The sequence below is a fragment of the Sphaerisporangium sp. NPDC049457 genome (assembly GCF_055586705.1).
Genome location: NZ_JBVJHR010000002.1, coordinates 455,995 through 470,615 on the forward strand (window position 1 = coordinate 455,995; position 14,621 = coordinate 470,615).

General features: G+C 69.1%; 11 protein-coding genes. 2 read left to right on the forward strand and 9 right to left on the reverse strand.

What is annotated here, in order from left to right:
• Window positions 1-300 precede the first annotated feature (300 nt).
• A complete protein-coding gene (locus ACZ6QO_RS05315; protein ID WP_465847868.1) occupies window positions 301-921 on the forward strand; it encodes a VOC family protein in 621 nt (206 codons plus the stop codon).
• A 299-nt stretch (window positions 922-1,220) separates the two neighbouring features.
• Here the strand turns inward: ACZ6QO_RS05315 and ACZ6QO_RS05320 are convergent, their stop codons facing one another.
• Genes ACZ6QO_RS05320 through ACZ6QO_RS05330 form a run of 3 tightly spaced genes read right to left on the reverse strand, consistent with a single transcriptional unit; the run spans window position 1,221 to window position 6,519 of the window.
• A complete protein-coding gene (locus ACZ6QO_RS05320) occupies window positions 1,221-1,544 on the reverse strand; it encodes a Rieske (2Fe-2S) protein (RefSeq protein WP_465847870.1) in 324 nt (107 codons plus the stop codon).
• 35 nt (window positions 1,545-1,579) lie between these two features.
• Window positions 1,580-4,033 carry a nitrite reductase large subunit NirB gene (nirB, locus tag ACZ6QO_RS05325; RefSeq protein ID WP_465847871.1) on the reverse strand — a complete coding sequence of 818 codons (2,454 nt, stop codon included), beginning with the start codon at window positions 4,031-4,033 and terminating at the stop codon, window positions 1,580-1,582.
• 11 nt (window positions 4,034-4,044) lie between these two features.
• Window positions 4,045-6,519, reverse strand: coding sequence for a molybdopterin oxidoreductase family protein (locus tag ACZ6QO_RS05330; protein ID WP_465848083.1), 2,475 nt, complete (start codon window positions 6,517-6,519; stop codon window positions 4,045-4,047).
• Between the two features lie 164 nt (window positions 6,520-6,683).
• Here ACZ6QO_RS05330 and ACZ6QO_RS05335 point away from each other — a divergent pair, with 164 nt between their 5' ends.
• Complete coding sequence (locus ACZ6QO_RS05335; RefSeq protein WP_465847873.1) at window positions 6,684-6,962, forward strand: nuclear transport factor 2 family protein; 279 nt, start codon at window positions 6,684-6,686, stop codon at window positions 6,960-6,962.
• Window positions 6,963-7,112: 150 nt separating this feature from the next.
• On the opposite strand, the gene ACZ6QO_RS05340 is transcribed toward ACZ6QO_RS05335, so the two are convergent.
• The 6 genes from ACZ6QO_RS05340 to ACZ6QO_RS05365 all read right to left on the reverse strand — a co-directional run bounded on the left by ACZ6QO_RS05340 (window position 7,113) and on the right by ACZ6QO_RS05365 (window position 14,477).
• Window positions 7,113-7,523: a VOC family protein gene (locus ACZ6QO_RS05340; RefSeq protein ID WP_465847874.1), complete on the reverse strand. Its 411-nt coding sequence runs from the start codon at window positions 7,521-7,523 to the stop codon at window positions 7,113-7,115.
• The gene (locus tag ACZ6QO_RS05345) at window positions 7,520-8,365 is read right to left on the reverse strand and encodes a helix-turn-helix domain-containing protein (RefSeq protein WP_465848085.1); all 846 of its coding nucleotides are present in this window, start codon (window positions 8,363-8,365) and stop codon (window positions 7,520-7,522) included. The genes ACZ6QO_RS05340 and ACZ6QO_RS05345 overlap by 4 nt, the downstream gene beginning before the upstream one ends.
• 114 nt (window positions 8,366-8,479) lie before the next feature.
• On the reverse strand, window positions 8,480-8,794 hold the full coding sequence (locus ACZ6QO_RS05350) for a hypothetical protein (RefSeq protein ID WP_465847876.1): 315 nt from the start codon (window positions 8,792-8,794) through the stop codon (window positions 8,480-8,482).
• Between the two features lie 1,061 nt (window positions 8,795-9,855).
• Window positions 9,856-10,239 carry a hypothetical protein gene (locus ACZ6QO_RS05355; RefSeq protein ID WP_465847877.1) on the reverse strand — a complete coding sequence of 128 codons (384 nt, stop codon included), beginning with the start codon at window positions 10,237-10,239 and terminating at the stop codon, window positions 9,856-9,858.
• Between the two features lie 646 nt (window positions 10,240-10,885).
• On the reverse strand, window positions 10,886-12,745 hold the full coding sequence (locus ACZ6QO_RS05360) for a hypothetical protein (RefSeq protein WP_465847878.1): 1,860 nt from the start codon (window positions 12,743-12,745) through the stop codon (window positions 10,886-10,888).
• Between the two features lie 274 nt (window positions 12,746-13,019).
• Window positions 13,020-14,477 (reverse strand): cellulose binding domain-containing protein, encoded by a 1,458-nt coding sequence (locus ACZ6QO_RS05365; protein WP_465847879.1) that lies wholly within the window; start codon window positions 14,475-14,477, stop codon window positions 13,020-13,022.
• Window positions 14,478-14,621: the final 144 nt, after the last annotated feature.

A 14,621-nucleotide genomic window follows, 5' to 3' on the forward strand; every position in this document is an offset into this window, starting at 1 on the left:
CGCATGATGCGCCCAGCCCGTAATGGAAGCTGACATGAGGTGAGACGGGCGTGACGCCCACCTTCCCGGCCGGAGAAGGTCGCCAGACCGGGGTGTCGCCGGGTGGTGTCTGGACCGCCGTGTGGCAGGCGTTCTGTTTCGTGAGCCGGACCAGGAGCGCGACGGACTCAGACTGAAGCGACGTTCCACGGCCTACGGGGTGTGCGGCAGGAACCGGGCGGCACAGGCGTGGCCGTGATGGACGTACACCACCCGGGATAGCCTGACGGTCGTTGTTCGTGGGGTCGCGGAGGACATGTGATGGTCGATCCGGCTTTGGATCATTTGGTTTATGCGAGTCCGGATCTGGCGGCGGCGGTGGCGCGGGTCGCGGAGTTGGCGGGGGTGCGGCCGGTTGAGGGTGGGCGGCATCCGGGGTTCGGTACGCGGAACTTTCTGCTCGGGCTCGGCGGACGGGCTTATCTGGAGATCATCGGGCCTGATCCGGACCAGCCGGAGCCCGATCTCCCCCGTCCGTTCGGGATCGACGAGCTGGCCGCACCGGCGCTGGTCGGCTGGGCCCTCGCGGTCGAGTCCGGTGAGCTCGACAAGCGGGTGGCGGAGGCGAGGCGGGCGGGATACGACCCTGGAGAGCCTGCGGCCATGTCGCGGCGCAAGCCGGACGGCACCCTGCTCGCCTGGCGGCTCACCCCGTCGCCAGGCGTGCCGCTGCCCTTCCTCATCGATTGGGGGAGCACCGTTCATCCGTCCGCCGGGCTGCCGGGCGTGCCGCTGAGGTCGCTGGAGATCACCCATCCCGCGCCCGAGACGATCCAGCGGGCGCTGGCCGCACTGGGTGCGACCGTCACCACTCGGGTCGGCGAACGTCCGGCACTGCTGGCGGAGATCGGTGCGGCGGACCGAACCCTCACGCTGAACTGACCGGGCAGGTCGGACGAGTGCGGTTCGACGGGCGCACCGGACCGACCGCCGGTGGCGGGTGCTGGAAATTCCAGTTCCGCCGGAGTCGGCGGCGGACCGCTGAGAGCATGTGCAGGCGCATGATGCCGTCAGCTCCTAATAGATCCTGACATGAGGTGGGTGGACCGCCGGGTGGCAGGCGTTCCGCACGGCGGGACGGTGGTATGCGCCCTACGTGCGACCGCCCGCGCTGCGGCGTGTGAATCGATCAGCCGATCTCAGCACGCGTCCGCCGGGCGAGTGTGCCGCCGGCGCCGTGGTCAGAGGTGGACGATCAGGTGGCCTTCGGGGTCGATGTGGATGGGGTAGGAGCGGAGGGAGGGCTGGCCGGTGGTCGAGCAGCCGGTGGTGAGGTCGAACATGTGCTGGTGCAGCGGGCAGATGACGACGTCGCCGTCGATCTGGCCGTCGGCGATGGGGCCTTGGGCGTGCGTGCACACGGCCGAGACCGCGCGCGCGTTCCCATTCCGCAGTCGGAACACGGCGATCCGCTCGCCGTCCACCGTGTACGCCCGGCCCTCGCCGAGCGGGATCTCGTCGAGGTGTCCGAGCCTGTGCGCTCTGACGGCCGGGCCCTCGGTCATCGTTTCGACACCGTCGGCAGTGGTCGGGCTCTCGGTCATCGCTTCGGCACCGCCAGCAGCGGCAGGGCGGGGCGGAACTGGCCGGGGGTGACGGGTTCCCGGCCCTCCTGCCAGGGGTCGCGGTAGGCGTCCACGGAAACCTGCACCGCCTCGTCCAGGCGGGCGGCGATGCCGTCGGCGTCGTCGACCACGATCTCGCGGATCCGCTCGATGCCGACGCGCGGCACGAACGCGTAGGTGCGTTCGAGCCAGTTGGCGTTCTGCCGGTAGTACTCCAGGAAGCGCCCGGTCAGGGTGATGACCTCCTCGGCCGTGTCGACCGTGGCCAGCAGGTCGCCCTTGCGTACGTGCGCCCCCGCCGCTCCGCCCACGTAGATCTCCCAGCGGCCGCCCTCGACGGCCACCACGCCGAGATCTTTGACGTAGGCCTCGGCGCAGTTGCGCGGGCAGCCGGTGACCGCCAGCTTCATCTTCGCGGGCCCTTCGAGTCCCTGGTACCTGGTCTCCAGGGCGATGCCCAGCGCGGTGGAGTCACCCAGGCCGTACCTGCAGAATTCCAGGCCCACGCAGGTCTTGACCGTCCGGAAGCTCTTGCCGTACGCGTAGCCGGACGGCATGCCGAGGTCCGCCCACACGTTGGGCAGGTCCTCCTTGGCGATCCCGAGCAGGTCGATGCGCTGGCCCCCGGTGAGCTTGACCAGGGGAACCTGGTACTTGTCGGCCACATCGGCGATGCGGCGAAGCTGGTCGGGGGTGGTGCAGCCGCCCTTCATCTGCGGCACGACGGAGAACGTGCCGTCCTTTTGGATATTGGCGTGCACCCTGTCGTTGATGAAGCGGGCGTCGCGCTCGTCGACGTACTCGTCGGCCCACATCATGCGGAGCAGCGAAGCCAGGCCCATCTTGCTCTTGGCGTCCTCCTTGCCCGCGGGTGCGAGCTCGGCGAAGACGGCGGAGACCGATTTGAGGCCGCGCGCACGGATCTCGGCCATGAGCTCCGGTTTGGCGAACGGGATGCCCGGCACGTACCAGCCGGCCGCGGGATCCTCCTCCGTCTCTCCGCCGGCCGCCCACTCGACGATCTGCGTGACGAGGGACCGGCAGGAGCCGCATCCCTTGCCGGCCCGGGTCTTGTCCATCACCCCGGTGACGGACCTGGCCCCGCCCTTGACGGCCGAGACGAGGGCCGCCTTGCTGACGCCGTTGCAGTTGCACACCTGCGCGTCGTCGGCGAGCTCGGCGACGCCGGTCTCGGCGGACGGCGCGCCCAGGTCGAACAGGAGCCGGACCCGCTCCTCGGGCAGCGGCAGCCCGCGGTCGAACGCCTGCATGAGGAAGGCGACCTTGCTGACGTCGTCCACAAGGGTCGCCCCGACCAGCCGGCCGTCGCGGATCACGACGCTCTTGTACGTCCCGCGGGTGGGCTCGGCGAACACCACGAACTCGTCGTCCTCGCGCTCGGGCCCTTTCAGGCCCATGGACGCCACGTTCACCCCGGCGACCTTGAGCTTCGTGGCGATGCGCGATCCGTGGTAGGCGGCGGTGGGATCGGCTCCGGTGATGTTGTCGGCCAGGACCTTGGCCTGCTCCCACAGGGGCGCCACCACGCCGTACACCTGGCCGCGGTGCTCGGCGCACTCGCCGACGGCGTAGATGTCGGGCTCGTCGACCGCCCGCATCTTGTCGTCGACGACGACGCCGCGCTCCACGACCAGGCCGCTGGCTCTCGCCACCTCGCTGTTCGGGCGGATCCCGGCGGCGAACACGACCATGTCGCAGGGGAGGACGCGTCCATCGGAGAGACCGATGCCGGTCACCCCCTCGGTGCCCCGGATCTCGGTGGTCCGGGCGTTCAGCTCGATCGTGATGCCCAGCTTCTCCACGCTGCGTTTCAGGACGGCGCCCGCCTGCGGGTCCAGTTGCTGGTTCATCAGGTGCCCGCCCGCGTGCACCACGGTGACGTCCAGGCCGTGGCTCTGCAGACCCCGTGCCGCCTCCAGGCCGAGCAGGCCGCCGCCGATCACCACCGCGCTGCGGTGGCCGCGGGCGTACCTGAGCATGTTGCGGGTGTCGTCGATCGTCCGGAAGGTGAACACGCCCTGATGGAAGCCGCGCTTGGCGTCGTACACCCCGGGGATGTCGGGGACGAACGGCTGGCTGCCGGTGGCGATGATCAGCTTGTCGTACGGCGTGGTCGTGCGGTCCTCGGCGTACACCTTCCGGGCGAAGCGGTCGATCCGTCTGACGCGGGTGCCGGCGTGCAGCGTGATGCCGTTGGCCGCGTACCAGGGAAGGCCGTTCAGGAAGATCCCGGCCTCGTCGTCGGTTCCGGCCAGGACGTTCGACAGCATGATCCGGTTGTAGTTGCCGTACGGCTCGTCGCCGAACATCGTGATGGAGAACTGTTCGCCCCCTCCCCGGGCGAGGATCTCCTCCACCGCGCGGGCCCCCGCCATACCGTTGCCGATCACGACCAGACGCTGCCGCATGGCGTTCCTCCTCACACCTCGACCAGTCCGAGATCGACGACGGCCGATCCGGACACGCCGTCCGGGGCGGCCACGAACACCTCGATGGTGGTCCCGGCCATCAGGTCCTCGACGACGCGCAGGGAGACGTGGACGCCGGCCTTCGCGCCGATCGGCAGATACCGCATGGGAGCCCCGTCGCGCATCAGCACGAGGCAGACGAGTTCGTCGCAGGAGTTTCCGCCCCGCAGGTAGACGGGCTGGGTGACGTACCCGTCGGGGACGACGTACCGCAGTTCCGACGCCAGCAGGTAAGGGGCGTCCATGCCCTTCCCGGTGAAGGGGAAGATGCCCTGCAGGAACCGGGGTGTCGAGTCCATATGAGTCCTTCCGCCGAGCTGTGGCCGAGCGGCCGACGCCGGCTCGGGTGGGGGTTCGATCTTCCTGACGGCGACCGCGCAGGCTTTGAAGGCGGGCATGCGGGAATGGGGGTCCAGCGCCGGATCGGTGAGGGCGTTGGCGCTGGATTCCCCGCCCCAGTGGAACGGGACGAAGAGGGTGTCGGGCCGGATGCCGTCGGTCAGCTCCGCCGCGAAGACGGCGCTGCCCCGGCGGGTGCGCAGCTCGACGGCGTCCCCCTCGCCGATGCCGTGCCGTCTGGCGAGGTCGGGGTGCATCTCCGCGCTCGGGACCGTGACGCCTTCGGTCAGTGCCGCGATCCTGCGCGTCTGGGTGCCGCTCTGGTACTGGCGCATGAGACGCCCCGTGGTGAGGACGTAGGGGAACTCCGCATCGGGCTGTTCGGCGGCGTCCCGGTGCTCCACCCGGACGAACCGCGCCCGGCCGTCCGCGGTGGCGAACCGTTCGGTGAACATCCTCGCCGTCCCCGTCTCCCCCTCGGGGCACGGCCAGAACACCCCCTGCTCCGCCTCTATCCGCTCGTAGGTGATCCCGGAGTAGTCGGCGACGCCGCCCGAGGAGGCCCGCCGCAGCTCGTGGAACACCTCTCGCGGGTCGGCGCTGAAGTACGCGCCGCGCCCGAGCCGCCGGGCCAGCGCGGTGATGATCCGCAGGTCGTCGCGCACCTGGCCGGGCGGCACGCGCACGGGCCTGCGCCGTAGGACCCTGCCTTCGAGGTTCGTCATGGTGCCCTCCTCCTCCGCCCACTGGGCGGTGGGGAACACCACGTCGGCCTCCATCGCGGTCTCCGACAGGAAGATGTCCGAGACCGCGAGGAAGTCCAGCGCGCGGAGGCGGTCGAGGACGCGGTCGCGATCCGGTGCGGACACCACCACGTTGGAGGCGAACACCAGCAGGGTGCGCACCCCGCCGTCCCGGCCGAGGCCGCTGAGCATCTCGTACGCCGACCGCCCCGGACCGGGCAGCTCGTCCGGGTCGATCCCCCAGACCGCGGCCACATGGGCCCGGGCGGCCGGGTCGTCGATCCGCCGGTATCCGGGAAGCTGGTCGGCCTTCTGGCCGTGTTCCCGGCCGCCCTGGCCGTTGCCCTGCCCCGTGATGGAGCCGTATCCGCTGTGGGGTCGGCCGGGAAGTCCGAGCGCCAGCGCCAGATTGATGTAGGCCTGCGCGGTGTCGGTGCCCTGGCCGTGCTGTTCGGCTCCCCGCGCCGTCAGGATCATCGCGGAGGTGGCGGTGCCGAGTATCTCGGCCACGCGTTCCAGGTCGGCCACCGGGACCCCGGTGATGCGCTCGACCCGGTCGGGCCAGTAGGCGGCCAGGCCCGCGCGCACCTCGTCGAACCCCGTGGTGCGCGCGGCGATGTACCCCATGTCGGCGTGACCGGCCCGGAGCACCAGATGGAGCAGGCCGTTGGCCAGGACGAGGTCGGTCCCGGGCACGGGACGCAGGTGGACCGTCGCCGCCCTCGCCGTCGCCGACGCGCGGGGGTCGACCACGATCAGGCTGCCGCCGCGTTCGCGCGCTTCGTGCAAGTACTGCATCGCCGGCGGCATCGTGTCGGCGAGGTTGCTCCCGGCCAGGAGCAGGGCCTGGGTCCGTGCCACATCGGCCAGCGGGAACGGAAGGCCCCGGTCGGCGCCGAACGCCCGGTTGGCCGCGCTCGCCGCCGACGACATGCAGAACCGGCCGTTGTAGTCGATCGATGCCGTGCGCAGCGCGACACGCGCGAACTTCCCCAGGAGATAGGCCTTCTCATTGGTGAGGCCGCCGCCGCCGAAACACCCGACGCTGTCCCTGCCGTACCGCTCCTGGCTCGTGGTGATCGCCGACACGGTGCGGTCCAGGGCCTCGTCCCATCCCGCCGGACGGAACGGGCTGCCGCGGTCGCCGGGAACCGTCCGTACCAGAGGCGTGAGCAGCCGGTCCGGGTGGTCCAGCAGCTCCGCCGCGGTCCACCCCTTCACGCAGAGGCCACCGCGATTGGTCGGGAAATCGACCGGTGAGAGGGAGACCTCGCCGTCGCGGACCGCCAGCGAGATCCCACACTGTAACGAGCAGTACGGGCAATGCGTCGTCGCCTCCGGCATCCCCACGACCACAAGGCTCAGCCCGGGCGATTACACCGGCATGCGCACGAGGTGTAGCCGCCGTTAACCCTCCCTCACCGGCTCCCGGGACAGACCGGAATCGACGGCCCTGCGCCAGCGCCGCCGCGGCGCGTCAGCTCCGGCCGCGGACGAGCAGGGCGGACATGGCGGACCACTTCCGGTCGCTGGACGCCCACCATGTGCCCGAGTCGAACGGCACTTCGGTGGCCCGCGTCCTGGTCGACGGGGCGGGCGCCGTCGTGCTCGGGGAGATCGCGCAGACGGTGAGGGGCAGCGGTGCGGCCTGCACCTCGCCGTTCGCGCTGCATCTCACCGTCGAGGACGGGTTCATCACCCGCTGTCGCATCTACGAGGACAGTCTCACGGTCGCGGGCGCCCTCAGCTCCGGGGACGCCGGGACGGCTCCTGTGCGGTCCCCCTGAGGCGCAGTGGCTCTCACATTCAGTCCGGAAGGTCGCGGGCGACGGACTGTCCCGGGAATGCGTCCCATCGAAGCCGATCCCTGTGGTTTCCCGCCGGTCATGCCGAGGGGAGCCGGTGGGGCGGCGCCGTCGCCGGCCTCTTCAACGTGGTCAGGTCTTGCGTGGTTCGCCGCGGTAGGTGCCGAAGGACCACAGGTTGCCCTCCGGATCGCGGACGGCGAAGTCGCGGGAGCCGTAGGCGGTCTCGCGGGGCGCGTAGAGCGTTTCGGCCCCGGCGGCCGTCGCCCGGGAGTACAGGGAGTCCGGATCGTCGGTGACGACGTACGCGCCGAAGGTGCCCGGCGGCAGCCACCATGGGTTGTCCTCGCCGCGCTCGCGGTCGGAGCCGAGCATGATGCCGCCGCCGAGCGGCCAGTCGAGTTGCGCGTGGTCGACGCGGTCGCCCTCGCCGTGCACGACGGTCTCCTCGAAGCCGAACGCGTCGACGAGGAAGGCGATGAGCCCGCGGGCGTCACGGGCGCGCAGTGTCGGCCAGACCTGGGGACGTGGTGTCTGTGTCATGCCGCCGAGTCTGACCGCCGGGGTGCGGTGGGGGCTTGGACGTATCGGAACTCTTCGGCCAGCCACTGGCTGGGCGGACAGCCGGCGAGGTCGCGGAACTCGCGCGCCAGGTGTGCCTGGTCGTAGTAGCCGCATTCGGCCGCGACGTCGGCCAGGCGGAGGACGGGCGTGCCCAGACCGGCCAGGTGTCGCAGTCTCCGGCGGGCACGGTCGAACCGGATGACGCGGGCGGCTGCCTTGGGGGTGAGCCCGGTCTCGGCGGTGAACCGCGCGCGGAGGTGGCGGGTGCTCCAGCCGACGTCGCGGGCCAGCGCGTCGACCGGCATCGTGCCGCCGCTGGACAGCAGCGACCGCCAGGCTCGGGCGACCTCGGGCGGTACGACGCCTCCGAGATCGGACCGGCGCAGCAGCAGTTCGTCCAGGATCGCGAAGCGTCGATCCCAGCTTGACGCGGAGTTCAGGCGCTCGTGCAGCTCGCGGGCGGCAGGGCCGAGGATGTCGGTCGCGTCCACGTCGACGTTGCCGAGCCGGCCGGCGGGCAGACCCAGCAGGGCACGCGCACCGAGCGGGGTCAGCGCGAGTTGCACGCCGGCCTGCCTGCCTTCGTGCGTGATCAGGGCGGCCGAGGTGTGCAGGCCGCCGACCAGCGTGTCGTACCGCCCGGGCGGCTGGGCCGGATCGGGGTGGGCGGCGACGATGAGCGGGTCGCCGAGCGTCACGATGACCGTCAGGTACGGCGACGGCAGCCCGCGGTGGGAACCGGGAAGCGCGTCCCGCTCGCGGTAGGCGTGGTAGGCGCGGACGAGCGCACGCAGCGGGGGAGCGGGTGTCCCGAGCACCATCTCCACGACCGCCTCCTTCTCCGGTGGAGCCTAGGTCCTGTTCCATGGTGACGGTCGCACCCGGCGGGCGCGAGGCCGGCGCGGGCGCGGCGGCCGGGCTCGGGAGGGCAGGGGTCAGCCGCGAGTCTGGGCGGTCTCCAGTCTTCGGATGATCGGGATGAGCAGATGTTCAGCTCTCTTGCCAGGGCGGTGACCGCCAGGCGGGCGGTGTCGGGGAGCGAATCGGAGGGGGCCGTCGGGGGCCGGCGGGAGGGCGTCGAGCGGGATCGGCGCGTCGACGAGCAGGGTGGTGCGCAGGAAAGGGGTGCGGGTGAGGTCATGGTCGGTCGGCTCCAGGTACTGGCCGAAGGTCTGCGGCCACTCGCGCCGGCCGCGGTCGCGCCACCATTCGCGGGAGGTGGTGAGCTCGGCGGGCAGCGGTGACACCATCAGGATGTGGGCGGTGAGCGTGCCGTCCCAAGGGCTGCGGTCGCAGGCGGCCTACAGGATGCGCCGGTGACGGCGCACGTACGGCGGCGAGGGCGAGATGGCGAGCCGCCAGGCGGCGCAGGCGAAGGTGACCGGCGCGATGTCGCCCCACGAGCCGTCGAACGCCGCTACGCCGTGCCGTACGTGGCGTAGCGGCTCGACCCGTCGGCGGCGAGCTCACGGTCGTGGCCGTGGTCGATCCAGAAGGCGTCGTGCTCGCCCATGCGTTTCTCTCCGACGTGGTTCCGTCGCGCTGACCAAAGCGGGAAATCAACCCTCAGCCGAAACCTTTATCCAACGACGTCAGGATCGAGAAAGATCGAGGTTAGCGTGACTGCACCGGATCGCCTGTACCTCGCGACCGGATGCGTGCCGACGCTCACTCTTGAGATGTCTGATCAATTTTCTTGTGTGCTGTACACAGATCAGGCATGTCTTTCCTTGTGTTGGAGCAGAAAACGTAATGCAAGTCTATGCGTAACACCCTTTCGCGGCCGCCGCTCGCATAGTCGACGAGAAAGCCTGAAGTATAACCACTCGCATCACCTGAATGCGATAATTGTAGAACCAGTTCGGCGCGTTTATGTATCGGCGAGTTTTCGGGTGAGCAGACCTGTGTGACTTCCCGGTTTCCTTGGGGCAGGCCCTTGCGCTGGATCGTGGTTGACTCGCCATTTCCGATGGTGTCGTTGTTGGAGGACCCATCGTGAGGGAGGAGGGCGAAAGCTTCAAGGTATATCCCGCCCTGCGGATGCTCTAAACGTATACTCTTTACAGTGACCGACCCGGGCCTATCCAAGCATAGGCGTAGCCCACCGTACAGGTAGGGTTTACCCGGCGTGCTTACACTCATACCCTCGCCGGTAATGACCCCTCCGCCTAGCCATTGGAGTTTAGGGCTCGCCGGAGCCGCGTCCGCACAGCCTGATGCTGCGATTAGCGCGACGCATGCCAGGGCTATGCGGACGCTTCCCATACCTTGCGGCTCCCATTCTGTGGTCGAGACTTCAGCGGCGATCAGATCACAACTTATGCGCTTCGACTCTCGCGGAGGTCATTACGCCAAGGGAGGACGACCCGCAGACCGTACTAGTGCCCGTGAAGTCCAGCGTAAGCTTCGACTCTTGCGTGTAGCCGCTTTGAGCCGACAGGCTGACGCCGACCACGGAGGCCACGTCGATGCCGCCCGCGATGGTGATGTTCTTAGATTTAGTCAAGGTCAGCTGAGAGCCAGCGTAGCGCTCAATGCATGTACCACCTAGAACTGGGTGATAGGCGCGTACGAACTTCTTGATTGGATCGCCCAGACTTGTAGGCTTGATGCGTTGCCCCAGACCACAAATGTTCTCGAAGCGCCCGTAGTTAACCGTGCCGATGGCCCAGGCGTCTACGATACGGGTGATCACATCCTCTTGTGAGCTTGACACGGACAAGGTAGCACTACCGCTTGACGTCCACTTGCTGGATGTGCCGGACGCCTTAGCTGCGACTCCCACCGTATGGTCCGAGCCAGACTTCTGCGTGAGGGTTCCCTTTGCGCCGGACCAGTTATGGAACCCCATGTACTGTTCTTCCCGTGCCGGATAACGCTGCCTGAGGAACCAACCGCAAGGCACTCGTTTGGCAGCTGCGGTAACCTCTCCCGCCGACATCTGGGCTGTCGTTATGGTTCCGGCCTGTACAGCCTGGTCGACGAAGGAGAAGTCCTGGGTCCGGGGTGCGGTCTCAGATGTCCGGAGGGCCGCGGCCGCTGCGGCGCTGATAGGTTGTGCCGGCCCAGGTTGAGTTGTGGCTGGAGGCGGCTCTTGTCCATCAGGGACTGGTTGCACTTCTTCGCCAACAGGAGCCGTCATCCAGCTAGAAGGGTTGTCGTTGACGTCGTACAGCTTCGGTTGATCACCAAGGTCGACGACGAGTTGTTGAGGAGCTGAGGCGCCGAGCGCATCCGTCTTTGCGGTAGACCATTGAGGCGTAATCACTGCGCCTCCTGCGGTTCCTACGAGGATGTTGAGGGGGGACGAGCCTGCAGATCCTGGGACAACGTATACGGGATCACCAAGATCGCCGCCATTGGTCACATCCGGTCCACACAGCTCCTCGTCCCCTCCAATCGTATTCTGATGCTGAGCCGGCCCGGCGGTGGTATTCCACCGAACCTCTCTCGTGTCGTCGGCGACAATGATCTCTAACTGCACCCGTCCCTTGGTGTCGAGGTACTGGCTTGGTAGCGACGCCGGGTTGACGTTGACGGAAAAGCGTCCCACCGAATTGCTGCTCGCGGCACCAACCAGCAGTGATGGAACCTCGGCGTCTATCGGAAGAGTATCTAGGACGTCTCCCGATGGAAAGGCGATTGCTAGGACATCTGCGCCGTATATGGGCGTTCCATTGCGAGCACGGCCGGTTGTACTCGTCCGCCACGTCCGAGATGAGATGGACGTTCACCGCGATGGGCACGCCGAGCCGGGCCGCCGGGCCGACCAGCGGGCGGACGAACTTCGCGTTCGTCAGCACGAGCAGGTCGGCGTCGCGCGCCGCCGCCCGCACAGAAAGAGGCCACACCGCGTCGGCGAGCTGCCACGTCGTCTGGAAGGACCCTCGGTCGAACGCGGTTCGCATGGCCGCCCGCACGTTGCCGAACTCGGATTCCAGCCAGTCGAGGGCCTTGACGCGCCCGGTGAACTCGGCCGGCTCGGCGGGCGGGTACACCGGCTCCGGAGGCCGCAGGCGCCGGTAGGGGAGAATGACGCCGCTCGCGGTGAAGGCGGTGTGCAGGAACCAGTCCAGGGCTCGTTGCACGGTCGCGTCGCGGACGGCCGCGCTCTCGTCCTGTTCGGCCATCTCACGGGCGTGCAGCCGGGTCAGGTCGTGGAACTGGTAGGACCCGCCCGGGACGTCGTCCAGGAGATTGGCGTCCACCAGCACGCCGAGCAGGTGCCGGACGGTCGAACGGGGAAGGCCCACGGTCGCGGCGGCCGCCCCGAGGTCGAACGTCATGCCCGGGAACAGGCCGAGCAGCCGGTAGACGCGCGCCGCCTCAGGCGGGGAGAGTCCGCGGTAGGACAGCGTCAACGTGGCCCGGATCGTGATGTTTTCCTCGACAGAAAGCGCGTTGAGGCGCTGCCTCTCGTGGCGAAGCGCGTCCGCCATCTCGGCCAGGTCCCAGCTCGGCCTGGTCGCGAGCCGTGCCGCGGCCACGCACAGCGCCAGTGGAAAACGGGAACAGAGTTCGACCAGTTCCAGAGCGGCGTCCGGCTCCAGTGCGGCCCGGTCATCACCGAGGGTCCGTCTCAGCAGTTCCAGCGCACCCTCGACGGTGAGCCGTTCGAGCTGTACGCCGCGGCCTCCGCGCATGAGGAGGCCGGCGAGCCGCCACCGGCTGGTGACGACGGCCATGCTGAACGCCGAGGCGGGGAGCAGCGGGCCGACCTGGGCGGCCGAGAGCGCGTCGTCCAGGACGACGACCAGGCGGCGCTCGCTGACGATCGACTGGTAGAGCGCCGCGCGCTCGGCCAGGCCGGCCGGGATGCGGCCGGGCTCGATGCCGAGCGCTCTGATGAACCGTCCCAGTACCTCCGCCGGCTCGATCGGCTCGCCGGCCGCGTGCCCGCCCAGGTCGGCGTAGAGCTGGCCGTCGGGGAAGGCGTGACGCTCGCGGTGGGCCCAGTGCAGAGCCACCGCCGTCTTGCCGACGCCGGCCGGACCGCTGATCACGGCCACCTTGGGGACGCCCGCCCCCTGGTCGTCCGCGCGCACGGAATCGAGCGCGGCGAGCACCTCGTCCCGGTCCACCAGGATGCCGGCCGGTGGCAGCTGGAACGGTTTGGGAAGAGGGGCGAACGGCTGGTGCACCTGGATTCCGCCGCTGATTTCGCGGGCTTGGATGAGTGGTCCGATGACCGATCCGCTCACGTCGTTGACATGACCGTCACGAACGTCGTCTTCGCTAGGACCGTTGCTCATCCGCCCTGCACATGTCGTGGGGCACGGAAATCCCGCTGAACCGCCCGAGCGGCATGGAACCGGTGCGACCGCCCGGACCGGTGGATGACCGTCCACCTGTTGGCACTGAAACCGGACTTCCATGCTTGCTCGTGCCCGAACACCCCGTCAAGGCGGGTCGCTCGATCGGTCTGAACAGGACCGGGCTTGGAGCGGCGACGATGTGCGGACCTGAATGCATTCGTCAGGGGGTGGCGACGCCGATTTTGGGGGCGATTATGGGGGCGAGGCGGTTGGCGACTTTGAGGTGGCCGGCGTCGTTGGGGTGGCCGTCGCCGTCGGCGTAGTCGGTGCCGGTCGTCAGCCAGCCCTCTGTGGAGATGTAGTAAACGTTCGCGTCGCCGGAGTTGTTGAGCGCGGCCACGGCCGCCTTGGTCTCGGTGACGTACCGCTTCTTGAAGGTCTCCATGGCGAACAGCGCGGCGCTGGGGTATCGGGCGCGGACGTTCCGCAGGAAGGTCGTGTACGAGGCCTGGAAGGTGGCGTTCGTGACGTGGTGCCCGATGTCGTTGGTGCCCAGGTTGATCACGACGGCGTTGGCCTGGTACCGGCTGAAGTCCCAGGCGGTCGTACCCGTGCTGCCCAGGTTGAAGAACTGTGAGCTGAGGCCGACGCAGCCCTCCTGGGCCACCAGGCAGTAGCCCGAGCGGGCGATCTGCGTGTGCCGTACGCCGAGGCGTTCGCCCAGGACCCAGCCGTAGGCGCTGACGGCGAGCTTGGACGACAGGTAGCCCGCGGTGATGGAGTCGCCGACGAACTCCACCAGCTTGCCCGGCGGCGCCGGGGTGTTCACCGTCCACGCGCCGCTGTCCAGGACGAGCCCCTGGAAGATCACGTCGCCGGAGCGGTAGGACACCCAGAGGGTGTGCGTACCCGCCCGCAGTGGCGTCGGGGTCAGGTTCACGGTGCCGGAGACGCCCGCGTAGAACACATCGGCGCCGCCGTCGATGCTGACGTACAGGTTGACCGCGGAACGCTGCTTGATCTTCACGGTGGTGCCGGTGAAGGCCGTCCGGATGTAGGCGCCGGCCCATTGAGGGACGTGGGCGGAGTCCCAGCGGCCGACATAAGTGATGTTGGGGTCGTTCGGTTGCCCGTCACCCAAGATCACTCCTGTAGGGGTGGGGGACGGCGTCGGAGTGGCGGAAGGCGTCGGGGTGGGGGACGGCGTCGGGGTCGCGGAAGGGGTCGGGCTGGGGGACGGCGTCGGGGTCGACGTCCCGCCGGCGCAGGTCACGCCGTTGAGGGCGAAGGACTCCGGGATCGGGTTGGCCATGTCGTTCCACGAACCGTTGAAGCCGAACGAGGTGCTCGCGCCCGTCGCCAGAGCCGCGTTGTAACCCGCGTCCGCCGCCCTGACCTGGGCGCCGGTCTGGGTGAGGGTGGTGTTCCACGCCTGGACGACCGTCTGCCCGGCGGTGAAGGACCAGGTGAGCGACCACCCGCTGATCGGGTCGCCCAGGTTGGTGACCGTGACGGAGGCGCCGAAGCCGCCGCCCCACTGGTTGGTCACCGCGTACGCGACGCGGCATCCGGGGGCCGCCGACGCCGTGGGCACGCCCCCGAACACGACGGCCAGGACCGCGGCGACGGAGAGGAAGACCGTGACCGGACGAATGAAGGACGTGCGCGACCTGGACATCACGGCTCCCTGGCGAGTGCGGTCCTGCCGTCGCAGCATTGAAACGTTCTATGGGACTGTCAACCGGCCGCCCGGCGCGCACGGAGAACGCGAAGGTAGAGCGCCCGGGGGCGCGGGGATCGGGGTGAAAGCTTCACGGCGGGC

Coding starts and splice junctions, on each gene's coding strand:
- ACZ6QO_RS05350 (WP_465847876.1), bottom strand. CDS start 8,794: ATGGTGTCACCGCTGCCCGCCGAGCTCACCACCTCCCGCGAATGGTGG.
- ACZ6QO_RS05320 (WP_465847870.1), bottom strand. CDS start 1,544: ATGACCGAGGGCCCGGCCGTCAGAGCGCACAGGCTCGGACACCTCGAC.
- ACZ6QO_RS05330 (WP_465848083.1), bottom strand. CDS start 6,519: ATGCCGGAGGCGACGACGCATTGCCCGTACTGCTCGTTACAGTGTGGG.
- ACZ6QO_RS05315 (WP_465847868.1), top strand. CDS start 301: ATGGTCGATCCGGCTTTGGATCATTTGGTTTATGCGAGTCCGGATCTG.
- ACZ6QO_RS05365 (WP_465847879.1), bottom strand. CDS start 14,477: ATGTCCAGGTCGCGCACGTCCTTCATTCGTCCGGTCACGGTCTTCCTC.
- ACZ6QO_RS05335 (WP_465847873.1), top strand. CDS start 6,684: ATGGCGGACCACTTCCGGTCGCTGGACGCCCACCATGTGCCCGAGTCG.
- ACZ6QO_RS05340 (WP_465847874.1), bottom strand. CDS start 7,523: ATGACACAGACACCACGTCCCCAGGTCTGGCCGACACTGCGCGCCCGT.
- nirB (WP_465847871.1), bottom strand. CDS start 4,033: ATGCGGCAGCGTCTGGTCGTGATCGGCAACGGTATGGCGGGGGCCCGC.
- ACZ6QO_RS05345 (WP_465848085.1), bottom strand. CDS start 8,365: ATGGTGCTCGGGACACCCGCTCCCCCGCTGCGTGCGCTCGTCCGCGCC.